Origin of the sequence: Streptomyces sp. ISL-10 (genome assembly GCF_018614575.1) — a bacterium.
In the GTDB taxonomy this organism is placed as follows: Bacteria; Actinomycetota; Actinomycetes; order Streptomycetales; family Streptomycetaceae; genus Streptomyces.
On the sequence record NZ_JAGGOJ010000003.1, the window covers coordinates 543,174 to 568,907 of the forward strand.

Consider the following 25,734-nt stretch of genomic DNA (forward strand, 5'->3'; position numbering starts at 1 on the left):
ATGTGGGGGCGTGGGCTCATGGCGAACAGCCGCACGAAGAAGCGGGACAAGGACGACGACCGGCCGGTCATCTGGGTCGGCTACGGCAAGCTGCTCAAACTCTTCCGGGAGCGGGCGCACTTCACACAACAAGCCCTCGCGGACGCCGTCGGCTACTCGTACGAGCAGGCGGCATCGATCGAGCAGGGCCGCCGCCCCGCGAAGGCCGCGTTCACCGACGCGGCGGAGCGCGTCCTGGACGCGGGCGGGGCGCTGGCGGTCCTCCAGGACGATGTTGACCGGGCGAAACTCCCCTCGTTCTTCTGGGACTTCGCGCTGATCGAGACGGAGGCGGTGAGCAGGTTCTCGTACGATCCGCTGCTCGTGCCGGGCCTGTTGCAGACGGAGGAGTACGCGCGGGCGCTGTTCGCCGGGCACTGTCCGCCGCTGGAGGACGAGATCATCGAGCAGCACACGGAGGCGCGGCTGAACCGGCAGAAGCTGCTGACGCGGACACCGCTCGTCGATCTGTCGTTCGTGATCGAGGAGGCGGCACTGCACAATCCGATCGGCGGGCGGGAGGTGATGCGCGGGCAGCTTGAACGTCTTCTGGAGGTCCGTGCGTTACGGAACGTGGAGGTTCAGGTCATGCCGTCCGGCAGGGGCTTCCATCCGGGACTGAACGGCGCGTTCGTCGTCCTGGAGACCTTGGAGCACCGGCAGGTGGGGTATGTGGAGTCCCAGGAGACCGGTGTCGTCGTCAGCGATCCCGCAAACGTCAGTGCTTGCGGCTTACGGTATGGCAAGCTGCGCTCGCAGGCCCTGAGCGCTGAGGAGTCTGCGCGTCGCATCGAACGTCTGGCAGGAGAGGCATGAGCACCGAGCAGGCTGCACACGGCCCGGACCGGCTGAACTGGTTCAAGAGCAGCTACAGCGGGTCCGGCGGCGGCGACTGCGTCGAGGTCGCAGCCTCCGCCGGCGACGTCCACGTCAGGGACTCCGAGAACACCACCCGCCCGGGACTTCGTGTGTCCCGGGCGAGTTGGGCGGCCTTCGTGGCGGAGGCTACGCGCTGAGCGCCGCGTAGCCCGGGCGGATCACCTCGTCGATCAGCCGCTGCCGCTCCGGCAGCGGCAGGAACGCCGCCTCGGCCGCGGCGACGGTGAACTCCTCGAAGACCTCGGGGCCGTAGCCGAACGCCTCCGCCATGTGCACGAACTCCAGGCTCATGTCCGTCCCGGACACCAGGCGGTTGTCGGTGTTCAGGGTGACGCGGAAGCCCAGGCGGCGCAGCAGGTCGATGGGGTGCGTGTCGTACGACTTGGCCGCGCCCGTCTGGAGGTTGGAGGTCGGGCAGACCTCCAGTGCGATGCGGTTGTCGCGCACGTACGAGGCGAGGTGGCCCAGGGTGGCCGTGCCGTCGTCGCGGACCGTGATGTCGTCCGTGATGCGCACACCGTGGCCGATGCGCTCGGCGCCGCAGACCTGCACCGCCTCGTGGATCGACGCGGCGCCCACGGCCTCACCGGCATGGATCGTGAAGTGGCAGTTGTTGCGCCTGAGGTGCTGGAAGGCGGGCAGGTGGCGGGCCGGCGGATTGCCGATCTCGCCGCCCGCGATGTCGAAGCCCGCGACCCCGCGCTCGCGGTGCGCGACGGTCAGCTCGGCTATCTCCAGCGAGCGGTCGGTGTGCCGCATGCCGGTGAGCAGCGCCCGCACCGTGATGCGCCCGTCCGTGCGGCGCTCGCCCTCGCGCAGGCCCGCGTTCACCGCGTCCACGACCTCGTCGAGCGTGAGCCCCCGCTCCTGGTGCTGCTCGGGCGCGTAGCGCACCTCGGCGTACACGACACCGTCGGCGGCCAGGTCCTCCGCGCACTCGGCCGCGACGCGCTCCAGGGCCTCGCGGGTCTGCATCACCGCGCAGGTGTGGGCGAACGTCTCCAGGTAGCGCTCCAGCGACCCGGAGTCCGCGGCGTCCCGGAACCAGACGGCCAGGGCTTCCGGGTCCTCGGTGGGCAGGCCCTCGTAGCCGTGGGAACGGGCCAGCTCGATGATCGTGGCGGGGCGCAGACCGCCGTCGAGGTGGTCGTGGAGGACCACCTTGGGAGCGCGCAGGATGTCAGACAAGTGCATGCATCCGGAGTGTACGGCACCCTGCCTGGGAGTCCGGGAGCGTGTCAGTTCGACTGGAGGACCGGGAGGGCGGGGGCGCCCGTGGGCAGCATGTGCTTGGCCGCCAGGATCGGGGTGCCGTCCACCCGGATCACCTGCGTGACCAGCACGGCGGGCGTGTCCGCGGGGCGCCCCAGTTGCTCCCCGCGGCACCGGCCGAGCAAGGTCGCGCTGATCTGGCTGTGCGCCGTGAGGGCCGTGCCCCGTGAGGCGGCGGCCAGGACCGCGACCATGGAGCCGGCCGCCTGCGGTGCCGACCGCAGCGCTTCGGCGAAGTCCGGGTGGTACCGCCGAAGCGTCTCCTCCGCGGCCGCCCACTCCTGGCTGAGCGCCGCCGCACCGTCACCGGTGAGCACGGACTCCCAGAACAGCAGCTCCGCCCCGGCGGGCGCGAGCAGATGCTGGGTGGTGAAGTCGGTGGGCTCCTCGACCGTGCGCAGCAGCGGCCGCACCCGCAGCGCCCGGCCCGCGCCGAGCAGCTCCTCCAGCGGCTGGATCTGCTCGTAACCACGCCTGGGCGGGCTGGCGTTGACCGTGCGACCCACGCCGCGGCGCACCGAGAGCAGGCCGTCCTCCTGGAGGAGGAGCAGCGCCTCGCGCAGGGCCGGGCGGCTCACGCCGAGTTCGACGGCGAGCCGGGGCTCGGAGGGGAGCGTGGACCCCGGCGGATAGGTGCCGTCATGGATGGCGTCCGCGATCCGCTCGTAGAGCACCACGACCGGTCTCCGCTGCTGCCCGCTGACTGCCACTGGCCCTCCTCGGCTCACTTGTCAGCAAGTTATGCGAGCGGGTGTGGCCGGAGCAATGCGGCCCGGCCTTGCGCTGTCCGGCTTGTGTGCGTCGCATCACCCGGGGCTTGACGTTCTACGCACGTAGATTCCACCCTGTGGGGGCACAGCTTGTCTGACAAGATCGCTGTGCGCTCATCGAGGCATGACATCCGAGGCAAGACATCCAAGGCAAAGGGGCCGACATGTCCACCACGCTCGGCCGGACGCGTTCCGGGTCCGCATCCGATCTCACGGGCCGTGGCCCGATGCTGGCGGCCATGGTGCTGGCCGTGCTCGGCTACCAGATCAACGCGACCATGCTCAGCCCCGCCCTGCCCGATGTGATCGAGCGCCTCGGCACCACCACGGCTGCCGCGGGCCTCTCCCAGACGCTGTTCTTCCTGATGGCCGCCGTCGGACAGGTCACCCTGGCCCGCCTCAGCGATCAGCGCGGCCGCAAGCCCATGATGATCATCTGTGCGTTCGTGCTCATCGTGGGCAACCTGCTGTGCGTCTTCGCACCCAACATCGAGATCTTCATCGCGGGCCGCATCCTCCAGGGCGTCTCCGCCGCGATGTTCACCCTCGCCTTCCTCACTCTGAACCAGCTGCTCAGCCCGGCCGGCTTCGGCAAGGCCGCGGGCATCATCACCGCCGTCAACGGCGGGCTCGCCGGCGTCGACGCCGTTGCCGGCGGTCAGATCGCCGACACCATCGGCTTCCGGGGCATCTTCGTCTGCTCCACGCTCATCGCCGTCGCGGGCCTGATCGGCGTCCGCCGGTACGTCCCCGACGTGCCGCCCACCACGGCCGACGCCCGCTTCGACTCGCGCGGTATCACCGCTCTGTCGGTCGGCCTCACCGGTGTGCTCGTCGGCCTCGCCCAGGGCGCGGCATGGGGGTGGACCTCCCCGCTCACGCTTGCCTTCCTGCTCGGCGGCCTGCTGGCCCTCGTCCTCTTCGTCGTCTCGCAGAGGTCCGCGGCCAACCCGGTCATCGACATCGAGGTGCTCGCCTCACGCCGCGCCTGGCCGCTGCTGATCACCACGATCTGCACCCTCGGCGGCGCGTTCGGCGCGATCGCGCTCACCATCCCGCTGTTCTCGCAGGACGCGCGGGTCGGCCTCGGCCTGTCCGCCGTCGCCGCCGCCGTCCTCTTCCTCACCCCCATCCAGCTCATCGGGGTGATCTCCGCGCCCCTCACCGGCCGACTGGGCCCGAAGGTCGGCTGGCGCCGGATCGTGGTCACCGGAGCCGTCGCCAACTTCGCGATCTTCGTCTTCGCCACGCTCTTCCTGCACCACCAGTGGATCCTCGTGGCCGCGCTCGCCGCGCTCGGTGTGACGTACGGCGGCTTCATGCTGACCGGCCTCAACGGCCTCGCCGTCACCACGGCCCCCAAGGACAAGCCCGGCTCGCTCTCCGGACTCAACGGCGCCTGCTTCGGCATCGGGGCCTCGCTCGGCATCGCTCTCGCCTCCGCCATGATCACGGCGGGCAGCGACGCCAACGGGCCGACCGCGGCGGGCTACCAGCACGCCATGTATGCGGCGCTCGCGCTGCTCGGCATCGGAGTCGTGACGTCGCTGCTGATCCAGCGGCCGGAGGCGGAGGACGCCCCGGCCGAGGAGGAACCGGCGCTGGTGATCGCGCACCACTGATCGACGGCTGGTGACGGTGACGTGCGGGGCAACGGGCTGATGCCTGCGGCCCCGCTGTCCCCGCTGCCGGAGGGCGTGCCCGCGAGGCCCCGGTCACTGACGTCGAAGGCGAGGTGTCGTCAGGGGCTGACGGTTCGTGGTGCCTGCGGGATGCCGTCCGCATGAGGTGTGCGCAGGGCGGCTGCCGACCGCGGGAGCGGCGGCCCTTTCGTGAGCGGCTGCGGTTGGAGGCGGCCGGGCGGTGCGTCCGGGGCGAGGAGGCCGCGGTCATCGCGCGTGAACACGCCTCACTGGCCCACCCTTCCGTCGATGCACTCGCGCAACAGGTCGGCGTGCCCGCAGTGACGGGCGTACTCCTCGATCCTGTGCACCATCAGCTCCCGAACCGAGGTGCCGTCCTTCCCCAGACGCTCGCTCAGATCCGGGTGCTCGGCCAGCGCGGCGTCGGTCGCCGTCTGCTCACACTCCAGATCGGAGTACGCGGCGTCGACCATGGCCTGCTCGGCGACAGCTCCCTCGAAGTCCGCGTCACGCCGGCCGTACAGCTTCGGCAGCGGATCACCGTCGCTGATCCAGTTGCGCCAGTCCCGTTCCACTTCGGCGAGGTGCCGAAGCAGGCCGAGCAGCGACATCGTCGACGGCGGAACCGAACGGCGGGCCAGTTGCTCCGCATCCAGACCCTCGCACTTCATCCGCAGGGTCATGCGGTAGCCCGTCAGGAAGTCCAACAGCGTCGCAAGCTCGCCCTCCGGACTGGCTCCCTCGTTGTTGCGGGGGTCGTTGTCCGGGTCGGCCCACATGTCGGGGTAGACGGTTGCCTGGGTCCATCGTGCGGGTTGACCACTCATGCGTTGCATCTTCGCCCCAAGGGCCCGGGCCCGCCAGGTTTTTCACGGTGCGGGGCCCGTCCCGGATGCTGATCAAATGACTAGACAGTGCTCCTGACTTGGGAAGATGGGGCTAGTCGAAGGCTTTGTCCACCGCGGGAACGACGTCGCTCTTAGGCCACGGTGACCAGGACGAGGATCCCCCGCGAACCTGCGGTGCGTCAGGCCGCTTTGCGGTCCACGTACTCGAAGACCGAACCATCCGGGTGGACGGCGATCAGATTGCGCCCCACGGGGGTCGGCACCGGACCGGCGACGACCCGGGCGCCGACCGCGGTGAGCGTCTCGTACGCCTCGTCCACGTCCTTCACCGCGATCGTGGCGGACACCTTGCGCAGGACCTCGAGCTCCGACTCCGGACCGCTCATCAGCAGGAAGCAGCCGACCGCCGCGACCGAGACGCCGCCGCGCTCGAAGCGCAGCGGCGGGGCGCCGGTGAGCCGTTCGTAGAAGGCGGCCGACGTCTCCAGGTCGTCGACGCAGATACGGAGGGTGGTTCCGAGGATCTCCATGACGGCGAGGGTAGTTGGCGTGAGCGGGCCCTGTCAGGGGCGTGCGGGGGACGAGGGCTCACACCCGGCACAGGATCTCGCCGTGCGGGACCATGAACCAGGCGTCCTCGTCCGCGCCCCAGGCACGCCAGCCGTCGGCGATCGCGGCGAGCTGCGCGGCGGTCGCGTGACCGCCGTCCACCGCGATCCGCGCGTACACCGAAGCGGTCGTGCGGTCCGCCCAGAGCCCGCTCCACCACGCCCGCTCCTCGGGCGCCGCGAAGCACCATGCGGCGGCGGTCGCCGTGATGTCGGTGAATCCGGCGGCGCGGGCCCACGACACGAGCCTGCGTCCCGCGTCGGGCTCACCGCCGTTGGCACGGGCCACCCGCCGGTACAGCTCCTGCCACTCGGAGAGCACCGGCAGGTCGGGGTACCAGGTGAACGCGCCGTAGTCGCTGTCGCGTGCCGCGACGACCCCGCCGGGACGGCACACCCGGCGCATCTCGCGCAGGGCCGTCACCGGGTCGCCCACATGCTGCAGGACCTGATGGGCGTGCACGACGTCGAAGGAGTCGTCGGGGAAGTCCAGGGCGTGGACGTCGGCGACCGCGAAGCGGACGTTGTCCAGCCCGCGTCCCTCGGCATGCGCCCGTGCCCGCGCCAGCACGTCCAGCGCGGCGTCCACCGCGGTGACCTGCCCGGGCGCGACGAGCGCGGCGAAGTCGGCGCTGATGGTGCCGGGGCCGCAACCGACATCCAGCACGTTCGCCCCGGGCCGCAGTTCGCCGAGCAGGTACGCCGCGGAGTTCTCGGCGGTCCGCCAGGAGTGCGAGCGCAGGACGGACTCGTGGTGCCCGTGGGTGTAGACGGCGGTCTCCTTCGACATGGCGGGTCTCCTTCGCTGGGGCCTGCACAGCCCCTTCGCCGGGATGCGTGCCGCCACCGTACGCGCTCTGTCTGTATGGTGAGATAGAATTCTTGAATAGTGGACACCTTGCTGGAGCGGCGTGGGCCCGCACGGTGGTTGTGCCTGCCGTCGGCCTTCCGGCTCCTGAAGGCAGGTAGCCCGCTGGGAGCGGTGGGCTGCCCCGCCAACCCGGAAAACGCCCGGCACTCACCCCGGGCGCGCGACAATCGGCTGATGACTGAGACCTGGACTCCGACCGCCCCCGGTGTGCTGCGGCTTCCCTCCGGGAGACTCGTCCGGGGTCGGGGGCTGCGACGGCCGCCCGCCGCCGGACCGCTGCCGCAGTTCGGCGTGTATCTGCTCGGCAGGCAGCCGCCGTCCACCGACTGGGAGGCACGCTGGCTGCGCTGGCCGGACTTCCGCCTTCCCGCCGACCGCGCGCTCGCGTGCGAGCTCCTGCGCGAGTCATGGGAACGGGCCGCCGCCGAACGGGTCGAGATCGCGTGCGGCGGCGGGCGGGGCCGGACCGGAACGGCCCTGGCCTGCCTGGCCGTTCTCGACGGCGTACCGGCCGGTGAGGCGGTGGCGTTCGTCCGGGCGCACTACGACCGGCATGCCGTGGAGACACCGTGGCAGCGGCGTTACGCAGAGCGCTTCGCGGACACCGCGAGGGCCTGAGCAAGGGGGCCTCGGCGACCAGCTCCCCCGTGGCCGGCCGCCGAAGCGCGCTGTGCCATGGTGCTGGACGCACGGGCAGCACGTCGAACCGATTTACGCGCCCGAGGCGGCATCGGACCGGCCTTCGACGGTCCTACAGCAGCTCCTGCGGCCGGTAGACCGTGAGGACGTCCACCAGCTTCTCGACCACCAACTCCCGTGGTGCCGCCGCCACTTCGCCGTCGTATGCCAGCAGCGTGCCCGGTGCCAGGCCGCCGATGCGCACCTGGCGGAGCTGCCGGGACGCGTGCACGGGCGAGCGCTTGAGCCTGCCCGCCAGTGCCGCGCCGAGGAGGCGCCAGCCCGGCGCGCGTCCGCCGTGCACCACACGGACGTCGAGCAGACCGTCCGCCAGATTCTCGCGGTGACCGGGTGTGGGCCCGACGCCCTTGTACACGCCGTTGCCCGCGAACAGCAGCCACACCGGGCGGCGCCGCCCCTGCACCTCGACCTCCAGCGGATGCTCGCCGCGCAGTACGCGGGCAGCTGCCAGTACGCCTGCCGACCAGCTGCCGATCCGGGGCGACCAGCGCTCCCGGATGCGGACCAGCTCCGGGTATACGCCCAGGCTGAACGTGTTGAGGAAGTAGCCCGGCGCCGCGCTGCCGTCCGGCCCGGGGGTGAAGCGTCCCAGGTCGACGCCGACGGCGTCCCCGGCCTCCACCGCCCGGCACGTGTCGCGCACGGACTCGATGCCCAGGTCGTAGGCGAAGTGGTTGAACGTGCCGCCGGGGAAGACCGCCAGCGGGACGCCGTGCGTGGCGGCCACGGCGGCCGCCTGGCCGACCGTGCCGTCACCGCCGACGATGCCCAGCGCCCGTGCCCTGCCCGCGGCCTTGGCGAGGTGTGCCGCCAGTTCCTCGGGCGCGCATTCCACGACCTCCGCGAGCGGCAGCTCGGTGCGCACCTCACGGGCGTGGTCCGCGGACCCGGACCCGGATTCGCGGTTGACGACGACCACCAGGCCCTCACCGCCCCGCAGCGCGGGTGCATGCGCCTTCGGGCGTCCCGGCGCGGGCAGCTGCGACCGCGTCGGCACCAAGCCGCGCACCGCGAACGCCGCGCCGGCGCCGAGCGCCGCACCCACCAGCACATCACTCGGGTAGTGCACTCCTGTGTAGACACGGGAGAACGCGACGGATGCGGCCACCGGCGCGAGGGCTGCGCCCCAGCTCCTGGACTCCAGCGCGACGCCGGTGGCGAAGGCCGTGGCCGACGCGGCATGACCCGAGGGGAAGGACGTGGTGAAAGGACGCCGCTTCAGCTGCCGCATGACCGGCACCGCGTCCAGCAGAGGCCGGCTCCTGCGGACGGAACGCTTGCCGACGGTGTTGATCAGGGCCGAGGCGACCGCGAGCGAGGCCACACCCCGCACGGCCGCCCGGCGCGAGCGTACGTCGCGTCCGAGCACGGCGATCCCGGCCGCCGCCCCGAACCAGAGCAGCCCGTGGTCCGCGCTCCTGCTGAGCCGCGGCAGGACCGGCTCCGCGCCCGGCCATTCGCGTTCGGCGACGGATCGCAGCACCTGCCGGTCCCAGGTGCTCAGGAGGTTGGCGATCCGTCCGCGGAGGCGGGCGCTTCCCTGTGCGTCGACCACTGGCATGTCGAGTTCTGGCATGTCGGGCGGATACCCCCTCGGCGCGACCCCACGCGGGCCCACCCGAATCCGGTGGCCGCATCCGGTGGCCGCATCCGGTGGCCGCAGCGAGCGGACGCCGCGAGTGGGGGACGGGGCCGTTCGTGGGCACCCCGGGGGGCCCGGGCCGTCGGGCCCGACCGACTACGGCACCACGGTTCACGCGGCGGTATCGGCCAATCCTTCGTATAAAGGACCAGGGGTCTAAAGGGCCGGGCGCCGGGCAGGCACCCGGCGTCGGGAGCGCTCGCGAGCGGTGGAGGCAGGTGGCGGGATGCACGGCACGGCGTCCGAGGGACGTGGCCCCGTCCGGTACGGGCCGCACGCGCCGGAGACCGGGCTGCCGGTGCTTCCCGGACCCGTCGCGGTGCTCGCCGGTGCCGCCGTCGTCGCCCGGAGCGAGCCGCCCGGCGGCGACGCAGCGCTGCGGGAGGCCGCCTGCGGTTACTGGGAGCGGCGTGGCCTCGCCAGCAGCCCCGCCGAGGTCGTCGCCGCCTCCGGAGCGCAGCCGCTGCTTTTCGCGCTGCTGGGCGCGTACGACGGCGATGTGCTCATGCCGCGCCCGTGCCCCGCCTGGTGGACCCCGCAGGCGCGGCTGCTGGGCCGTCCGGCCTACCACGTGCCGACCCCGGCCGAGTGCGGCGGCGTGCCGGACCCGTTCGCGCTGCTGGAGACCGTACGGCGGGTCCGCAGCGAGGGCGGCCGGCCCCGGATCCTGCTGCTGTCCGTCCCCGACGACCCCACCGCCACCGTCGCCCCGCCGGAGACCATGGGGGAGGCCTGCGAGGCCGCCGTCGACGAGGGGTTGCACATCATCAGCGACGAGACCTGGCGCGACACGCTCCACCAGCCGCGCGACACCGTGCTGCTGAGCCCGGCGGAGATGTGCCCCGGTGATGTCACCGTGATCAGCGATCTCTCGGGCGCGCTCACTCCCCAGTCCTGGCCCGTCGCGATCGCCCGGTTCCCGGTCGGGGCGGACGGCGCCGCCCGGCGCGCCCGCACCCTGGACGTCCTCACCGCGCTCGGCGCCGTCGTCCCCGCTCCGCTCTCCGCCGCCGCGGCCCACGTTCTCGGCGAGCCGGCCGAGGTGGCGGAGCGGACGGTGCGTGCCGCCGCTCTGCACTCAGAGGTCGCCGCGGCCGTGCACCGCGCCGTGCTCGCGGCCGGCGCCCTGTCCCGCCCTCCGCAGGCGGGCCGCCATCTCTACGTGGACCTCGGCCCGTTGCGCGGCCGTCTCGCCGAGCGGGGTGTCAGCGACTCCATGGAACTGGAGGAGTACCTGAGCGACCGGCTCGGCACGTCCGTCCCAGGCGGGCACCGCTTCGGCGACGAGCTGGGCGCGCTGCGGGTGCGGCTGTCCACCGGGCCGCTGCTCGGCACGACCGCCGACGAGCAGCTGGCCGCTCTGGCCTCCCGGACCCCTCTGGAACTGCCCCATGTGGAGCGGGCATTGAGCAATCTCGGATCGGCCTTCGACGAGCTGCGGTGACGCGTTGACGGGAGACCCTGGATGACAGAGCAGTCAGAGTTGACGGAGCAGGCGGAACAGAGCGGACCCGCACACCATCCGGCGGGCACGCGACCGGGCCTTACGGCGCCCCCGCCCGCCACCACCCGCCCCCTCGGCGAGATCCGCATCTGGCCGAGATCCTTCGCCGACCGGCTCACCGCCCCTCTCCCGGGCGTCCGCGCCCTGGCCCGGTTCGCCACGGAGGGCGCCGTACGTCCCGGTCCAGCGGGGCTGCGCGACATCCCGCTGCTTCCCTTCGAACCCGGCACGCTGCCCGAGGCGGACACCACCACCGTCGCCGTCACCTGGGCCGGGCACGCCAGCTGGGTCCTGCGCATCGGCGGGCTCACCGTCCTCACCGACCCGGTCTGGTCCCGCCGCATCCTCGGCACCCCGGCGCGCATCACCCCGGTGGGGGTGCGCTGGGAGGATCTGCCGCCCGTGGACGCGGTCGTCATCAGCCACAACCACTTCGACCACCTCGACGCCCCCACGCTGCGGCGGCTGCCCCGCCGCACACCGCTGTTCGTGCCCGCGGGGCTCGGCCGCTGGTTCCGGCGCCGCCGCTTCACGCGGGTCACCGAGCTCGACTGGTGGGAGGATGCCGAACTGCGCGGTGTGCGCTTCGAGTTCGTACCGGCCCACCACTGGTCCAAGCGCACCCTTCTCGACACCTGCCGCTCGCTGTGGGGCGGCTGGGTGCTCACCGACGCACTGGACCGGTCGGTGTACTTCGCGGGCGACACCGGCTACGGGCACTGGTTCAAGGAGATCGGCCGCCGTCACCCCGGTATCGACCTGGCCCTGCTGCCCATCGGCGCGTACGCTCCGCGCTGGTGGCTCAGCGATGTGCACACCGACCCGGAGGAGGCGGTGCGCGCCTTCGAGGACCTCGGCGCACGGAACATGGCGCCCATGCACTGGGCGACGTTCGTGCTCTCCGCTGAGCCCGTGCTGGAACCGCTCCAGCGACTGCTGGCGGCCTGGCACCGCACGGGCCGGCCGCGCGACGAACTGTGGGACCTTCCCGTGGGCGGCTCACGGGTGCTGACGGCCTGAGCGCCCGGCCGTACGGGCGGCCAGTGCGCACGCGCCGGCCGGCCGGTGCTCATGCCTGCCGGCCCGCGCCCGTACGGCCGATTCTCCGCGCCCCGGGGCTGGTGCTCATGCCGGCCGGCCCGCGCCCGTACGGCCGATTCTCCGCGCCCCGGGGCTGGTGCTCATGCCGGCCGGCCCGCGCCCGTACGGCCGACTCTCCGCGCCCCCGGGCCGGTGCTCATGCCTGCCGGCGGGTGCCCGCCTGCCGCATCCTGCGCCACACCGCCGGTGCCCCGCCGACCAGCACGGTCAGCGCGACCGCCGCGACCACGCCCTGCCACGGCCGGGCGAACAGCGACCCGCCCAGAATGCCGATCAGCCCGTACGTCGCCGCCCACGCCAGGCACGCCGGAGCGTCCCCGCGCATGAAGCGGCCCAGCTCCATCCGGGCCAGCAGGCAGGCCAGCATGACCGGGATCCGCCCGGCCGGCATCAGGCGCGAGAGCACCAGCACCGTCACTTCGTGTTCGGCGAGCTTCTCCTGCGCCTGCTCCAGCCGGTCGGGCGCGGCCCGCCCCCGCAGCGCGGCCAGCCAGCGCGAACCGTTGTGTGAACCGACCCCGCGCCGGCCGAGCCAGTACAGGGTCACGTCCCCGACGAACGCGGCCAGCGACGCGATCAGGAAGACGAACAGCAGGGCGAACGGAGCCGTCTGATGGACCGCCACCACCGCCGCGGAGCTGACCACCGCGCCGGTCGGCACCACCGGCACCAGCGCCCCGAGTGCCACCAGCAGGAACAGAGAGGGATAGCCGACCGCCTGCTGTGTCGACTCCGGCGGCAACCCCCTTGCCATCTCGGTGAGTTGTGCCACCATCGCCGGAACGTCCGGGGTCACCGCCCGGCCTCCGGCCTGATCCGCTCGCCGTGACCCAGCCGGTGCACGCTCACCTTCGGCGCGAGCCGTGCGGCCTTGCGGGCGAACTCGTCGCCCGGTGCGTAGAACTCGTGCGGCCGGACGCCGTCCATCCCGATCGGCCAGTACGTGCCGTAGTGCACGGGCACGGCCGCGCGGGGCGAGAGGGAGGCGAGCGCCTCCGCCGCCCGACCGGCGTCAAGGTGGCCCTGCCCCAGGTACGGGCCCCAGCCGCCGACGGGAAGCAGCGCCACATCGACCGGACCGACCTCGTCGGCCATGGAGTCGAACAGACCGGTGTCGCCTGCGAAGTACGTGTCGGCCTCGCCGCTGACGACATAGCCGAGCGCGGGGGAGCGGTGCGGCCCCCAGGGCAGCCTGCGCCCGTCGTGCCGCGCGGGGACCGCCCGTACGCGAAGGTCGTCGACGCGCACCTCGTCGCCCGGGGCGACCTCGGTGACGCGCAGGTCGGCCGCCGCGGCGACCCGCCGCAGCCCCGGCACCGAACGTGCCGCGCCGGAGGGCACGACCAGCAGGGTGCCGGGCGCGAGCCGTGCGAGCGAGGGCAGATGGAGGTGGTCGGAGTGCAGGTGGGAGACGAGCACGGCATCGGCGACGGTGGCCTCGACCGGCGGCAGGGCGCCGCGGCGCCTGCGGAGATGGGCAAGCCGCCGTACGAGTAGGGGGTCGGTCAGCACCCGGACCCCGGAGTCCTCGATCGTGCAGGTGGCATGACCCCACCAGGTGATCTCCACCGGCACGCGACGCCTCCTCGTAGCAGGTCCCCCGTACCGTACGAGGGTAGTTGTCCCCGGCCGGGACCGGGCCTTGGTCCGGGCCGTTGGCCGCAGCGGCCCCTGGCACCGAGTGCGCCTTTGTGGTCCGTGGGGAGCAGCGCCAGTACCGAGTGCGCTGTGCCGCAGGGGCAGACGATCAGCCGGGCCCGGCCGTGAGCCGTGCGTGCCCCAAGCAGGGGCCGGCCCAGGCCGCTGGCCCTGGCGGATCCCTGCACCGAGTGCACCTTCGCGGCGATCCGCCATGGCCCGGGGCCCCGCGAGCGCTGTGCCGCAGGGGCAGACGATCAGCCGGGTCCCGCCGCGAGCCGTGCGCATCCATGCGGGTGCCGGTCTGGTCGGGGCCGTTGGCCCTCTGGGCGATCCCCGCGGCCCAGGTACCGGGCCTGGCCCGGCCGTTGACCGTCGCGGCCTCGGCACCGAGTGAGCCGTCGTGGTGATCCGCGGCGACCCCCGACACCGCGTGCGCCGTGCCCCAAGGCCAGCCGGGTTCCGGCCGTCCCCCGCTCAGGGGCGCCGCGCTGTGCCACGCTGGAGGCCTGCTCGAGGGGTGAGGTGACACGCGTGGTCGAAGGGCGGTGGCGCACTGCCGGAAGGGCCGTCTTCCGGGTCGTCGTGGTCTGGGGCGTGTCGGCCGTGACCATGCTGGCGCTCGCCGGGCTGCTGCCCGACTTCCGGCTCCAGTCCGCCGACGGCGACAGCGTGACCCGGACGGCGATCACCGCCGGCTGGGGCGCGGGCGCCTTCGGTCTGCTCGGGGCGCTCGTGTGGCCCGTGATCGTACGGGCCCTGCTGCTCGTTCCCGCGCTCGTGCTCGGCCTGCTCGTCTTCTTCCTCAACGGCTCGCTGCTGCTCATCGCCCTGTGGCTGATCCCGGACGGCCGCGGCACCGCGAAACCGGAGACCGCCGTCGTGGTGGCCGCCGTGATGTCCGCCGTCGCGTCCGCGACGTCCACCGCGCTCGCCGTCCGCGACGACGACGCCTACCGGCGCAGGCTCTCCCGCCTGGCCCACCGCCGCAGCCGCCGCCGCGGCGAGGACCCGGGGCGGTCCGGTTCACCGGGCACGGTGTTCGTACAGCTCGACGGTGTCGGCCACGACGTGCTGCGGCGGGCGGCCGACAGCGGGGTGATGCCCACCGTCGCCAGCTGGCTCGGCGACACGCACCGGATCACCCCCTGGCGGACCGACTGGTCGAGCCAGACCGGCGCCAGCCAGCTCGGCATCCTGCACGGCTCCAACCACGACGTGCCCGCCTTCCGTTGGTACGAGAAGGACCGGCGCCGGATCGTGGTGAGCAACCGCCCGGCGAGCGCGGCCGAGCTCCAGCGCCGCGCCGTCGAGCGGACGGCCGACGGCGGGCTGCTGACCGTGGACGGGGCGAGCCGCGGCAATCTGTTCACCGGGGGCGCCGACCAGGTCGCCCTGGTCCTGTCCGTCGCGGCCCGCCGGGCGCGCGCCAACCGCTCGCGGGCCGGCTACTTCGCGTACTTCTCCGATCCGGCGAACGCCGTCCGCACCGCCGTGTCGTTCGTCGCCGAGGTCGCCCGCGAGATCGGCCAGTCGACGCGTGCACGCCTGCGAGGCGACGAGCCGAGGGTCGGCCGCGGCGGCCTCTACCCGTTCATCCGCGCGTTCGCCACCGTCGTCGAACGTGATGTGGTGGTCGCCGCGGTGATGGGGGACCTGCTCGCCGGCCGGACCGCCGTCTACGCCGATCTGGTCGCCTACGACGAGGTCGCCCACCACTCCGGACCGCACAGCATGGACGCCCAGGCGGTGCTGGAGCGGCTGGACCGCTCGCTCGCGCTGATCGCCAAGGTCGCCGAGCACGCGCCCCGCGACTACCGGATCGTGCTCCTGTCCGACCACGGCCAGAGTCCGGGGAGCACCTTCGAGGACGCGTACGGGCTGACCCTGCGCGATCTGGTGCGCGCCGGCTGCGGGCTGCCGGTGCCGCGCCGTGCCGAGCGTTCCAAGAGCGGGGCGGAGGCCCGCGACGCGGCCCGTGACGCGCTGCGCACCGCACTGCACCGGGACGTCGAGGAGGACGGAGAGCTGGAGCAGCCCGCGACGGGCTCCGACCCGATCGTGCTGGCGTCGGGCAATCTGGCCCTGATCTCGTTCCCCGACGTGCCCCACCGGGTGGGCCGGGAGGAGATCGAACGCCGCCATCCCGCGCTGCTGTCGACCCTCGCGAACCATCCGGGCATCGGGTTCCTGCTGGTGCACAGCGAGGAGCAGGGGTCGGTGGTGCTCACGCGGGGCGGCGTCGCCGTGCCGCTCGCCGATCTGAAGGACGGCGACGGCGGGCCGCTCGCCGCGTTCGGCCCCGGCGCGGTGGACGCCGTGCGGCGCACCGACGCGTTTCCGCATGTCGCGGACATCATGGTGAACTCGATGTACGACCCGAGGACCGGCGTGGTGCACGCCTTCGAGGAGCAGATCGGTTCGCACGGCGGGCTCGGCGGGGAGCAGTCGGAGGCGTTCCTGCTGTCGCCGCTGGAGCTGTCGCCGCCGGTGCCGCCCGGGGGCGAACTGGTGGGGGCGGAGCAGGTGCACCGGGTGCTCAGGCGCTGGCTGCGGGAGTGCGAGGGGCCGCAGGTCCCGATCGGGCCGAGCTCCTTCGCCCGGCGGGAGAACGTGCGGGAGTTCTCCCGGCGGGACCGTCAAGCGGAAGAAGAGATTCCAGTTGATGAGGGTTCCCTGCCGGACGACACCATGTGACCTGCTCCCGGCCTCCGTCGCCCGGTACGGCGCCATCGGCCTCGCCGCGGGTTCGGGTTGCGCGGCCGTCCACCAGGGAGTGCTCTTCCTCTTCGCGGGCGTGCTGGTGTACGCCTGGACGTCGGCCCGGAAGATCAGCGTGGCCTGTCGAGGAGAGCGGTGACACATGCGTGCGGTGGTGTTCGACGAGTTCGGCAAGCGGCCCGGGATACGGGAGGTGCCCGACCCCGTCCCGGCGCGTGACGGCGTCGTCGTCAGGGTCGAGGCGACCGGACTGTGCCGCAGCGACTGGCACGGCTGGATGGGCCACGACGCCGGCATCGCCCTGCCGCACGTCCCCGGCCACGAACTGTCCGGAGTGATCGCCGCCGTAGGCCCCGATGTAATGGGCTGGTCGCCCGGCGACCGGGTCACCGTCCCGTTCATCTGCGCGTGCGGCCGCTGCGCCGCCTGCGCCCGGGGCGCCCAACAGGTCTGCGAACACCAGGAACAGCCCGGCTTCACCCACTGGGGCTCCTTCGCCGAGTACGTCCCCGTGCACCACGCCGACGCCAACCTGGTGGCTCTGCCCGACGGCATGCCGTACGCCACGGCCGCGAGTCTCGGCTGCCGGTTCGCGACCGCGTTCCGGGCGGTCGTCGGCCAGGGCCGGGTGCGGCCGGGGGAGTGGGTGGCCGTGCACGGCTGTGGTGGCGTCGGCCTCTCCGCGGTGATGATCGCCGCCGCGTGCGGGGCCCGCGTCCTTGCCGTCGATGTGCCGCCGGGCGCGCTGGAGATGGCCCGCAGGCTCGGGGCCGAGGCGGGCATGGACGCCTCCGCGCTGCCCGCCGGCGGCGTCCCCGTGGCCGTCCAGGCGGCCACGGGCGGCGGCGCCCATCTCTCGATCGACGCACTCGGCGCGTCCGTCACCTGCGAGAACTCCGTCCGCAGCCTGCGCAGCCAGGGCCGCCACGTCCAGGTCGGCCTGCTTCCCTCGGGAGCGCATGTCCCCATGGACCGCGTTGTCGCCCTGGAGCTGGAGATCCTCGGCAGCCACGGCATGGCTGCCCACGACTACCCGGCGATGATGGCGATGGTCGCCTCCGGTGCGTTGCGCCCGGAACTGCTCGTGACGGCGGAGATCACCCTCGACGCCGTGCCCGACGCGCTCATGGCACTGGACACCGCGCCCGGCACGGGCGTCACGGTGATCACCCCGCACGCCGGGGCCTGACGCGCATGACCTGCGAGGTAATCGACCGCCCGCAGGACCGCACGGCAGTCTGGGGCCACCGGAGCCCGGGCGGCGCACTCCGTCCGGACCCCGGGCCCCGTCCGTACGACCCCGATGGAGGCTGATCCCTCATGTCCCAGGCCCTGCTCGCCGGCATCTCCCGTACCACCGAGCCCCGGACGATGTTGCGCCGCTTCCTCGCCCTGGACGCCGCCGTCACCGGGGCCAACGGGCTCGCGTACGCCGCCGCGTCCGGGCCGACCGGCCGCTTCCTCGGGGTCGACGACGTGCTCCTGCTCGGCGTGGGGGTCTTCCTCGCCGTGCTGGGCGGAGCCATCGGTGTGCTCGCCGCCCGGCCCCACCCGCCCGTGCCGCTGGTCAAGGCCGTCATCGCCGCCAACATCGTCTGGCCCCCGCTCAGCCTCGCTGCACTCGCGCTCTGGCTGGAACCCACACCGGCCGGCGCGGTGTGGACCGTCCTGCAGGCCGTTACCGTGGCGGGCTTCGCCGCCCTGCAGTGGTCGGCGCTGAAGGCGACGGCTAGGGCGTGAGCGACCGCAGGTACGTGGCCGTCGCCGGGTCGGCCGGGAGGAACGTCTCGATGGCCAGCTCCGCGACGGTCACGTCCATCGGGGTGTTGAACGTCGAGATGGAGGAGATGAACGACAGCACCCGCCCCTCGTGTTCGATCCGCAGCGGGAGCGCGACATACGGACAGGGCTCCGGATCCTCCCGGTCGTCCGGGCCGTCGTCCGCCTCCGGCAGGGGGTAGGCGGCGACCTCGTCGTACAGATCGCGCACCGCCTGCCGGCGGGCGAGCGCCATGTCGCGCTCCATCTGCGCCAGCAGATGACCGCGCCACCGGCGCAGATTGCGGATGCGCGGGGCGAGCCCTTCGGGGTGCAGCGTGATCCGCATGCTGTTCAGCGGGGGCGAGAGCAGGTGCTCCGGCAGGCCGTCGAGCAGCATCGCGATGCCGCGGTTCGCCGCCACGACGGTGTACGAGCCGTCGACGACGAGCGCCGGATACGGCTCGTACCCCCGCAGCAGCCGTTCGATGCCCTCGCGGAGCGCGCCCATGGAGGGGTCGTCGACGGGTGTCTCCGTGTACCGCGGGGCGTAACCGGCTGCGAGCAGCAGCGCGTTGCGCTCACGCACGGGGACGTCGAGATGGTCGGCGAGCCTGAGGATCATCTCCTCGCTGGGCCGCGCGCGTCCCGTCTCGACGAAGCTGATGTGGCGGGCCGAGGACCCCGCACGCAGGGCCAGTTCCAGCTGGCTGATCCGGCGCTGCTCGCGCCAGCCCCGCAGCAGCGGCCCTGCACCCGTACCGGGGACGACAGTTGTCATACCCCGACCGTATTACGGTGTCCCGGCGGTCGTTTCAGCCCCTCGCCTCCCCGAGCAGCGCGGCGAGCGCCCGCTCGATGTCCATGGCGGCGCTCTCGGCGGCGGCGGGTACGGCCGCGTACGCGTGGACGAGGAAGCGGCGCAGTGTCGCGGTGTCGAACTGGAGCAGCGCCACGCCCTCCGGCGAGCGCAGCTCGACCATGGTCTGGACGCGTCCGCAGGGCCAGATGTGGACGTCGCCGTCACCGGATGGGGCGCGCAGCCCGGCATCGAGCAGGCTGCGGGCGAAGGTCCAGGTGACACCCGTGTCGTTGAGGCAGGCCTCCGGGGGGAAGACCAGACGGACGGCGAGCGGGTCGGTGTCGCGGTACCGCAGAATCACCGGCACGGCCAGGGAGTGGGGCGCGTCGCTGATGAGACGGGCCACGACGGATTGCTCGATGGAGGGTGACATCGCTCGCTCCTCTTGCTGCTGCGCGGTTCTGCTCCTTCTGCATGGGACGGCGTCACGGCAGGGCTCGCCCGTACGCGAGCTACACCAGTGGCGCGTGTGACCTGCATCACCCACCTTCGAACTCCGGAGGCCGGATGGCCAGACCTTTGCGGCATTGCATTTCGGCATAAAAGGGACGCCTGCCCGGTGGGGTCCGCGAATTCCGCGCTTCGGGTCCGTTCGTCCGCCTTTCGGGCGGCGACCCGGTGGCCGAAAAAGCGCCCCGAGCCACGAAAGGGCCCGGGGCGGAGAGGAAGGGGAGCCCCGGCCGGACGGGGGTTTCCGGCCGAGGCGGTCAGGAGGGCGGGCTTCGGGGCGCTGTCGCGCCCGCCCCGCGCATAGATGAACGATAAACCACCGTTCGGTGTTCCTGCCGTCGGCAGCGATCTTCTGTGATGCCTGTTACTCGCCGTAAGGCTCTTCCCTACTGGGCGGCTCCCCGGGGTGTCACCGTCGCCAGCACCGACGGCAGCGGATACCAGTCGGCGGACACCACGCTCGCGTGCCGCCCCGCCAGCAGGGCGATGCGGTCCCGAGCCTGCGCCTCGGTCGGGTTCGTGCCGTCGATCGCGGGCGCGACCTGGTGCGCGGCGGTCATGACGACGAGGTAGCGGTTGCGGTCGTACCAGGAGGTGTCGATCGATCCACCGGCGTACGCGCTCGCGTCACCGTCGAACACGACGAACCACGGCCGGATCGAGGCATCCGCGTACCGGCCGCGCGGGTCGCCGGCGGCCGCCTTGTGCACCGCCGGGAACGCACCGGCCTCGCCGAGACGCCCCGCGGCCTTCAGATCGCGCAGGTGCTGGGCGTACTCGCGGTCGGTCAGGAGCGTGTCGGCGGGATTGCCCACCTCGACCGTGCCCGGGATGAGCTCGACGACGAACCGGCCGGCCATCTCCGAACGGGCCGGCCAGCCGTTCGCCCGCACGGCCGCGTCGAGGTCCTGCTGTCCGCCGGCCAGGTCCGCCGGACGGAACAGCGCATCGCCGAGCTTCGCGGTCAGCAGCGCGTCCAGCTCGTCGGGGCCACGGCCACTGATATTCCGGAAGCCGTCCTTGAGCTCGATCTTCACGAGCACCGGACGGTGCCCGGGGTGGGCGTCGTGCCAGGCCCGCATGTCGGCCAGGCAGCCGCCGAGGTCCCGGTTCCTGGGCTTCGAGCGCAGCTCACCGGCGTTAGCGGCGCCCACGCAGTTGTTGTTGTTCCCCAGCGGATTGCTGTGCGAGACCCGCCAGGACCTGCCGAAGGCGTTGGTCCAGACGTCGATCTCCAGCATTCCGGCGCCGGAGTCGAGCGCGTCGGCGAAGTACGGGTACTTCGCCTGCTCGTAGGCATTGTGCACGCCGACCCAGGTCGTCGCGGAGTAGGGCAGCTGCCCCGGGTCCGCGACCGGTGCGGCCGCCTCGGCCGGAGCGAGTGCGGCGGCGAGCAGGCCGGCCGCGACGAACGTCGTCGCGACCGTGCGCAGGAACGTCCCCATGGGGCCCCTGTCCTTGTGTCGAGTGGTCAAGTCGACGGAACACTAGGGGAGTTGGACGAACGGTGGGGAGACGCTACCCGGCCGTTGCGGGGCACGCCGCGAGGACGTGTCCCACCGGGTTCCCCGGCCCGTTCGCCGTGGCGGGCGCGTGGGCTGCGAGCGCCTCCGGCCGAGTCGACCTGACGGGCGCTCCAGGTGCGGCATGATCCGGCCCCGCCGGGCACCCTCAGCCCCGCTGGGGGGGGCGCCCCGTGGCTTCAAGGAGGACCTCCACCCACGTCCGCCGGCCGTAGGGGGAGTTCGAGGCGCGGGGCTTGGGGCCGAGCCCCGACGGGCGACTCCGGCTCCCGGACCAACCTCAGCTCCGCTGGGGACCTCCACCCACGTCCGCCCGCCGTAGGGGGAGTTCGAGGCGCGGGGCTTGGGGCCGAGCCCCGACGAGGGGCTCCGGCTCCCGGACCAACCTCAGCTCCGCTGGGGGCGCCACCCACGTCCGCCGGCCGTAGCGGGAGTTCGTGGCGTGGGGTTCGCGGCCCGGCGTTCGGGGTGGAGCCCCGACGGGGGGCGTGGGCTCCGGCCTCGTCGCCGCCGAGGCACCGGGTCCAGGGGCGGCCACGGGTGCGGCGCGTGCCGGCGCCCCGGGCCCCGGGAGGCTGGCCCCGGCCCCGGGAGGCGGACCCCGGGACCCGGCAGGCTGGCCCCGGGCCCTGGGACGCGCGAACGGGTGCGGGGGGCCGGGCCGCGAGGCACCATGGCCGCATGCTTCTCGCCCGACTCGCCGAGGTGTCCCGAGAGGTCGCCGCCACGTCCGCCCGCTCCCGGAAGATCGCCGCGCTCGGGGAGCTCTTCACCGAGGCACGCCCGGAGGACGTCGCGCTCGTCATCTCGTACCTCGCCGGACGCGTTCCCCAGGGCCGCATCGGCATCGGCTGGAGCGTGCTCAAGGAACCCGTACCGCCGGCCGCCGAGCCCGGTCTGACCGTCACCGAGACGGACGCCGCCCTCACCGGACTCGCCGAGGTCTCGGGGCCCGGCGCCCAGGCCGGGCGTCGCGAACGGGTGCGCACCCTCATGGCCGCCGCCACCGCCGAGGAGCAGCACTTCCTGATCCGGCTGCTCACCGGAGAGGTACGACAGGGAGCGCTCGACGCCGTGGCGCTTGAGGCGGTCGCCAAGGCCGCCGGAGCCCCCGCCGCCGACGTGCGCCGGGCCGTGATGCTCGACGGCTCACTGCCACGGGTCGCCCGCGCGCTGCTCGCCGACGGCCCGGAGGCCCTCGCCCGTTTCCGGCTGAGCGTGGGCAGCCCGGTGCAGCCGATGCTCGCCCACACCGCGAAGTCCGTGACCGAGGCCGTCGCGGCGCTCGGCACCGGATGCGCCGTCGAGGAGAAACTCGACGGCATCCGGGTCCAGGTGCACCGCACGGGGGACGACGTCCGGGTCTACACCCGCTCCCTCGACGACATCACCGCCCGGCTGCCCGAAGTGGTGCACAGTGCCCGGGAGATGGCCGGGGACCGGTTCATCCTCGACGGCGAGGTCATCGCCCTCGGCCGGGACGGCCGCCCCCTGCCGTTCCAGGACGTTGCCTCGCGGGTCGGCTCCCGCCTCGACGTCGAAGCGGCACGCGCGGCCCTGCCGCTGTCGCCCGTCTACTTCGACGTGCTCGCCGCCGACGGCGAACCCGTCCTCGACCTGCCCGGCCACGAGCGCCACGAACACCTGTCCAGGCTCGTGCCCGGGCCGATGCGGGTCCGCCGCCATGTCGTCCACGACCCCGCCTCCGAGGAGCAGATCGCGGCAGCGGAGGCGTTCTTCGCCGAGACGCTGCGCATCGGCCACGAGGGCGTCCTCGTCAAGGCACTCGATGCGCCGTACGTCGCGGGTCGCCGCGGCCGCTCCTGGCTGAAGGTCAAGCCGGTGCACACGCTCGACCTCGTCGTTCTGGCGGCCGAATGGGGACACGGGCGGCGCACCGGGCTGCTGTCCAATCTCCACCTCGGTGCCCGCGCCGCGGACGGCGGCCTCGTCATGCTCGGCAAGACCTTCAAGGGCCTCACTGACGAGATGCTCCGCTGGCAGACCGCGCGACTGCGCGAACTCGCCGTAGACGACGACGGGTTCACCGTCCGCGTCCGTCCCGAACTCGTCGTCGAGGTGGCCTACGACGGGCTGCAGCGCTCCCCCCGCTACCCGGCCGGGGTCGCGCTGCGGTTCGCGCGTGTGCTGCGCCACCGGCCCGACAAGCCTTCGGAGCAGGCCGACACGATCGAACAGGTCCTCGCCACCGCCAGGCCGTGACCGCGGCGCGGCGGGGTGTCAGCGCAGGCCCAGCACCTTGTCCGCGAACGCCGACAGATTCGCCGTCGTGCGCGCGATCCGCTCATCGAGCGTGAGGCTTTCCTCATACCGCCCGTGCCGCAGCTTCGGCTGCTTCTTGCCGCGCACGTACAGCGAACAGGCGAGGTCCGCGCAGAGATACGTGCCCACGGTGTTGCCCTCGCGGCCCACGGCACCGGCCAGCGGCGCGGCGAACAGGGTCACCCCCGAGGATGCGTGCCCGGTGAGACACGCCTGGCACATGCTCGACTTCAGCGCGCTCGTCCGGCCGGTGGCGGGGATCCGCAGCGTGATGCCGACCGGCCGGTCCTCGCGCGGCAGCACCAGGTGTGCCTTCAGCGGCGCGCCCGGGTCGACCCAGCCGAGGAAGTCCAGGTCGTCCCAGGGAAGTTCATGGAAGTCCGCGGGCAGGCGCATACGCGACGCCTCGCCCTTCGTGCAGTTGACGAAGGAGGCGCGGATCTGTTTGTCGGTCAAAGGTTCCACTCGGTGGAACGTACACAGCGCGTCCCGGTGCAGGCATCCGATTTATCGGGCATCGGATCTATGGTGTCCCCGTCTCCACGGTGCCTGCGTCCCCTCCCGGAAGGATCACGGTCATGCCCACCGAGCCACTGTCGCAGAAGGAGATCGAGGACCGCCTGCGGGAACTTCCCGGCTGGTCGCTCGACGACGGGCGCATCGCCCGCTCCTACCGCCTCGCCTCGCACTTCGCCGCGACCGCCATGGTCGTGCACATCGCGCAGATCCAGGAGGAGCTGAACCACCACTCCGTCCTCGCCCTCGGCTACAACACCCTCGCGCTGACCGTGCACTCCCACGACGTCAACGCCCTCACCGAACGGGACTTCGCCCTCGCCGAGCGCGTCGAGGAGATCGCCCCGGGGCACGGCGCGAACTGAAGCCCCGGCATGCTCGGGGCGTGCTCGACCACGACCCTGAAACAGCGGTCCACGACGCCACACGCGGCGGTGTGGCGCGCGCCGAGGCCGCCGCTGCCGCCGTCCGCGGTCTCCTCCAGCCGACCGCCCGCCACCCTGCCGGCGGGCGGCGCGGCCCTGGTGGCGGATCCGCTGTGTGGCGGCGGGGCGACCCTGGTGGCGGATCCGCTGTGTGGCGGCGGGGCGACCGTGGCGGCGGCTTGTATGACGGCGGCGGGACCATGGCGGCGATCGCCCGGAAGGTGGGCTACAGCGGGTCGTTCGCGCTGAGCGCACGCGGCATCGGTCCGCAGGAGCACCGCACCGGCGCTGTCACGTCCGGGGCGTGACCGCGTCCCCCCGCGCGGCCGGCACGACGACGACGCAGCCGCGTCCGCGCGGCTGCGCCGTCCTGTCTGCTCGTCGCCCGTGCGTCAGGCGAGGTTGAACTCTGCCGGGTCCGGGCCGAGCCGCCTGCCCTCGTCGAGTGCGGCGAAGGCGGCCAGGTCGTCGGCGTCCAGCTCGAAGTCGAACACGTCGATGTTCTCCTGGATCCGGGACGGCGTCACGGACTTGGGGATCACGACGTTGCCGAGCTGGAGGTGCCAGCGCAGCACGACCTGGGCGGGGGTGCGGCCGTGCTTCCGGGCGATCGCGACGACGGTCGGCACCTCCAGAAGGCCCCTGCCCTGCCCGAGCGGGGACCAGGCCTCGGTCGCGATGCCGTGCCGGGCGTGCGTCTCGCGGGCGGCCGACTGCTGCAGCTGCGGGTGCAGTTCGATCTGGTTGACGGCCGGGACGACCGAGGTCTCGCCGATCAGCCGCTCCAGGTGCTCGGGAAGGAAGTTGGAGACGCCGATGGCCTTGGCACGACCCTCCTCGTAGATCTTCTCGAAGGCACGGTAGGTGTCCACGTAGGCGTCCTTCGCGGGCAGCGGCCAGTGGATCAGGTACAGGTCGACGTAGTCGAGGCCGAGCCTGTCCAGGGACGCGTCGAACGCGCGCAGCGTCGTGTCGTATCCCTGCCGGCTGTTCCACAGCTTGGTGGTGACGAACAGCTCCTCGCGGGCGATCCCGGAGGAGGTGACGGCCCTGCCCGTGCCCGCCTCGTTCTCGTAGGCCGCGGCGGTGTCGATGCTGCGGTAGCCGGCCTCCAGGGCCGTGGTGACGGCCCGCGCCGCCTCGTCGTCGGGCACCTGCCAGACACCGAAGCCGAGCTGCGGCATGGCGACACCGTTGTTGAGCGTGATGGAGGGGACCTTGCTCACGAGCGGTCGATCCTTACGTCGTCGGTTGGTACTCCCATGGTCAACGATCACATCCGCGGACGCATTCCCGTCACGGCACCCGGCTTGCCCGCCCGCGGCCGTAGGCGCAGTCGGTCGGCGCCATTGACCGCGGCTCGTCAAGGCGGCACCCTGTGGCAGATGCCTGAACGCCGGACATCGACATGAACGGCGTCCGGCTACGGGCCGCCCACGCCCGTGCGCGTCGCACGGCACTCCTGACCCCCCATCTCAGGAAGGCAGGTACGGTCATGCCCCTCCTCCGGTCATGCCCCGCACACCCCACACGTCCCGGGAACATCTCCCGCCGTCCGCCCACGACATGGCCATGCCCGAAACCGCGCCGCCGCCGGCCGTCTGGCAGTCGCCGGACTTCACGGTCGTCGAGACCGCGCTGGAGGTCACCGCCTACGCCCTCGCCGACCGCTAGCGGGCGCC

The 25,734-nt window shown here is 72.9% G+C and carries 26 protein-coding genes; 13 read left to right on the top strand and 13 right to left on the bottom strand.

Translation table 11 applies throughout. The annotated features are described in order from the left end of the window. The first annotated feature begins 18 nt into the window (after window positions 1-18). Window positions 19-855, top strand: coding sequence for a helix-turn-helix transcriptional regulator (locus tag J7E88_RS03255; protein ID WP_215176952.1), 837 nt, complete (start codon window positions 19-21; stop codon window positions 853-855). Then, a complete protein-coding gene (locus J7E88_RS03260; RefSeq protein WP_215176954.1) occupies window positions 852-1,055 on the top strand; it encodes a DUF397 domain-containing protein in 204 nt (67 codons plus the stop codon). Before J7E88_RS03255 ends, J7E88_RS03260 begins: the two co-directional genes overlap by 4 nt. On the opposite strand, the gene J7E88_RS03265 is transcribed toward J7E88_RS03260, so the two are convergent. Further along, window positions 1,045-2,112 (bottom strand): adenosine deaminase, encoded by a 1,068-nt coding sequence (locus J7E88_RS03265; RefSeq protein WP_215176956.1) that lies wholly within the window; start codon window positions 2,110-2,112, stop codon window positions 1,045-1,047. The two genes, J7E88_RS03260 and J7E88_RS03265, sit on opposite strands and share 11 nt — an antisense overlap. Window positions 2,113-2,156: 44 nt before the next feature. Continuing rightward, window positions 2,157-2,900 carry a GntR family transcriptional regulator gene (locus J7E88_RS03270; RefSeq protein WP_215176958.1) on the bottom strand — a complete coding sequence of 248 codons (744 nt, stop codon included), beginning with the start codon at window positions 2,898-2,900 and terminating at the stop codon, window positions 2,157-2,159. Between the two features lie 224 nt (window positions 2,901-3,124). Here J7E88_RS03270 and J7E88_RS03275 point away from each other — a divergent pair, with 224 nt between their 5' ends. Beyond that, window positions 3,125-4,582 carry an MFS transporter gene (locus tag J7E88_RS03275; protein ID WP_215176960.1) on the top strand — a complete coding sequence of 486 codons (1,458 nt, stop codon included), beginning with the start codon at window positions 3,125-3,127 and terminating at the stop codon, window positions 4,580-4,582. A 287-nt stretch (window positions 4,583-4,869) separates the two neighbouring features. Here the strand turns inward: J7E88_RS03275 and J7E88_RS03280 are convergent, their stop codons facing one another. From J7E88_RS03280 to J7E88_RS03290, 3 genes are all read right to left on the bottom strand, one after another. Then, complete coding sequence (locus J7E88_RS03280) at window positions 4,870-5,439, bottom strand: DinB family protein (protein ID WP_215176962.1); 570 nt, start codon at window positions 5,437-5,439, stop codon at window positions 4,870-4,872. A 191-nt stretch (window positions 5,440-5,630) separates the two neighbouring features. Beyond that, on the bottom strand, window positions 5,631-5,981 hold the full coding sequence (locus J7E88_RS03285) for a VOC family protein (RefSeq protein ID WP_215176964.1): 351 nt from the start codon (window positions 5,979-5,981) through the stop codon (window positions 5,631-5,633). 58 nt (window positions 5,982-6,039) lie between these two features. After that, window positions 6,040-6,849 (bottom strand): methyltransferase domain-containing protein, encoded by an 810-nt coding sequence (locus tag J7E88_RS03290; protein ID WP_215176965.1) that lies wholly within the window; start codon window positions 6,847-6,849, stop codon window positions 6,040-6,042. 255 nt (window positions 6,850-7,104) lie between these two features. On the opposite strand from J7E88_RS03290, the gene J7E88_RS03295 reads away from it, so the two are divergent. Then, a complete protein-coding gene (locus J7E88_RS03295; RefSeq protein WP_215176966.1) occupies window positions 7,105-7,548 on the top strand; it encodes a protein phosphatase in 444 nt (147 codons plus the stop codon). 133 nt (window positions 7,549-7,681) lie between these two features. Here J7E88_RS03295 and J7E88_RS03300 read toward each other — a convergent pair whose 3' ends face one another. Then, entirely contained in the window at window positions 7,682-9,205 is a 1,524-nt protein-coding gene (locus tag J7E88_RS03300; protein WP_251022021.1) for a bifunctional phosphatase PAP2/diacylglycerol kinase family protein, read from the bottom strand. Window positions 9,206-9,497: 292 nt separating this feature from the next. Between J7E88_RS03300 and J7E88_RS03305 the strand changes: the two genes are divergently transcribed. Next, window positions 9,498-10,715, top strand: a complete 1,218-nt coding sequence (locus tag J7E88_RS03305; protein ID WP_215176969.1) for an aminotransferase class I/II-fold pyridoxal phosphate-dependent enzyme — start codon at window positions 9,498-9,500, stop codon at window positions 10,713-10,715. Window positions 10,716-10,736: 21 nt separating this feature from the next. After that, the gene (locus J7E88_RS03310) at window positions 10,737-11,795 is read left to right on the top strand and encodes an MBL fold metallo-hydrolase (RefSeq protein ID WP_215176972.1); all 1,059 of its coding nucleotides are present in this window, start codon (window positions 10,737-10,739) and stop codon (window positions 11,793-11,795) included. Window positions 11,796-12,012: 217 nt separating this feature from the next. Here J7E88_RS03310 and J7E88_RS03315 read toward each other — a convergent pair whose 3' ends face one another. Next, entirely contained in the window at window positions 12,013-12,651 is a 639-nt protein-coding gene (locus tag J7E88_RS03315) for a DedA family protein (RefSeq protein ID WP_215176974.1), read from the bottom strand. A gap of 17 nt (window positions 12,652-12,668) precedes the next feature. Next, window positions 12,669-13,451, bottom strand: coding sequence for an MBL fold metallo-hydrolase (locus J7E88_RS03320; protein ID WP_215176976.1), 783 nt, complete (start codon window positions 13,449-13,451; stop codon window positions 12,669-12,671). A 597-nt stretch (window positions 13,452-14,048) separates the two neighbouring features. Here J7E88_RS03320 and J7E88_RS03325 point away from each other — a divergent pair. From J7E88_RS03325 to J7E88_RS03335, 3 genes are all read left to right on the top strand, one after another. Further along, the gene (locus J7E88_RS03325; RefSeq protein ID WP_215176979.1) at window positions 14,049-16,211 is read left to right on the top strand and encodes an alkaline phosphatase family protein; all 2,163 of its coding nucleotides are present in this window, start codon (window positions 14,049-14,051) and stop codon (window positions 16,209-16,211) included. 166 nt (window positions 16,212-16,377) lie between these two features. Continuing rightward, window positions 16,378-17,424 carry a zinc-dependent alcohol dehydrogenase family protein gene (locus J7E88_RS03330; RefSeq protein ID WP_215176982.1) on the top strand — a complete coding sequence of 349 codons (1,047 nt, stop codon included), beginning with the start codon at window positions 16,378-16,380 and terminating at the stop codon, window positions 17,422-17,424. A 131-nt stretch (window positions 17,425-17,555) separates the two neighbouring features. Next, on the top strand, window positions 17,556-17,975 hold the full coding sequence (locus J7E88_RS03335) for a hypothetical protein (protein ID WP_215176985.1): 420 nt from the start codon (window positions 17,556-17,558) through the stop codon (window positions 17,973-17,975). Here the strand turns inward: J7E88_RS03335 and J7E88_RS03340 are convergent. The 3 genes from J7E88_RS03340 to J7E88_RS03350 all read right to left on the bottom strand — a co-directional run bounded on the left by J7E88_RS03340 (window position 17,965) and on the right by J7E88_RS03350 (window position 20,750). Then, window positions 17,965-18,774 (bottom strand): helix-turn-helix domain-containing protein, encoded by an 810-nt coding sequence (locus J7E88_RS03340; protein ID WP_215176987.1) that lies wholly within the window; start codon window positions 18,772-18,774, stop codon window positions 17,965-17,967. The two genes, J7E88_RS03335 and J7E88_RS03340, sit on opposite strands and share 11 nt — an antisense overlap. Before the next feature lie 34 nt (window positions 18,775-18,808). Beyond that, window positions 18,809-19,228 (bottom strand): SsgA family sporulation/cell division regulator, encoded by a 420-nt coding sequence (locus J7E88_RS03345; RefSeq protein WP_215176991.1) that lies wholly within the window; start codon window positions 19,226-19,228, stop codon window positions 18,809-18,811. A gap of 463 nt (window positions 19,229-19,691) precedes the next feature. After that, the gene (locus J7E88_RS03350; RefSeq protein ID WP_215176993.1) at window positions 19,692-20,750 is read right to left on the bottom strand and encodes a phosphatidylinositol-specific phospholipase C domain-containing protein; all 1,059 of its coding nucleotides are present in this window, start codon (window positions 20,748-20,750) and stop codon (window positions 19,692-19,694) included. A gap of 759 nt (window positions 20,751-21,509) precedes the next feature. Between J7E88_RS03350 and J7E88_RS03355 the strand changes: the two genes are divergently transcribed. Continuing rightward, window positions 21,510-23,051 (top strand): ATP-dependent DNA ligase, encoded by a 1,542-nt coding sequence (locus J7E88_RS03355; protein WP_215176995.1) that lies wholly within the window; start codon window positions 21,510-21,512, stop codon window positions 23,049-23,051. Window positions 23,052-23,069: 18 nt separating this feature from the next. On the opposite strand, the gene J7E88_RS03360 is transcribed toward J7E88_RS03355, so the two are convergent. Beyond that, window positions 23,070-23,576 (bottom strand): FBP domain-containing protein, encoded by a 507-nt coding sequence (locus J7E88_RS03360; protein WP_215176996.1) that lies wholly within the window; start codon window positions 23,574-23,576, stop codon window positions 23,070-23,072. Window positions 23,577-23,689: 113 nt separating this feature from the next. Between J7E88_RS03360 and J7E88_RS03365 the strand changes: the two genes are divergently transcribed. Continuing rightward, window positions 23,690-23,992 carry a 4a-hydroxytetrahydrobiopterin dehydratase gene (locus J7E88_RS03365; RefSeq protein ID WP_215176997.1) on the top strand — a complete coding sequence of 101 codons (303 nt, stop codon included), beginning with the start codon at window positions 23,690-23,692 and terminating at the stop codon, window positions 23,990-23,992. Between the two features lie 20 nt (window positions 23,993-24,012). After that, on the top strand, window positions 24,013-24,360 hold the full coding sequence (locus tag J7E88_RS35490; protein WP_251022022.1) for a hypothetical protein: 348 nt from the start codon (window positions 24,013-24,015) through the stop codon (window positions 24,358-24,360). Between the two features lie 84 nt (window positions 24,361-24,444). On the opposite strand, the gene J7E88_RS03375 is transcribed toward J7E88_RS35490, so the two are convergent. Next, window positions 24,445-25,278 carry an aldo/keto reductase gene (locus J7E88_RS03375; RefSeq protein ID WP_308307254.1) on the bottom strand — a complete coding sequence of 278 codons (834 nt, stop codon included), beginning with the start codon at window positions 25,276-25,278 and terminating at the stop codon, window positions 24,445-24,447. A 346-nt stretch (window positions 25,279-25,624) separates the two neighbouring features. Between J7E88_RS03375 and pqqA the strand changes: the two genes are divergently transcribed. Then, a complete protein-coding gene (pqqA, locus tag J7E88_RS37285; RefSeq protein ID WP_374196223.1) occupies window positions 25,625-25,726 on the top strand; it encodes a pyrroloquinoline quinone precursor peptide PqqA in 102 nt (33 codons plus the stop codon). Window positions 25,727-25,734 lie beyond the last annotated feature (8 nt).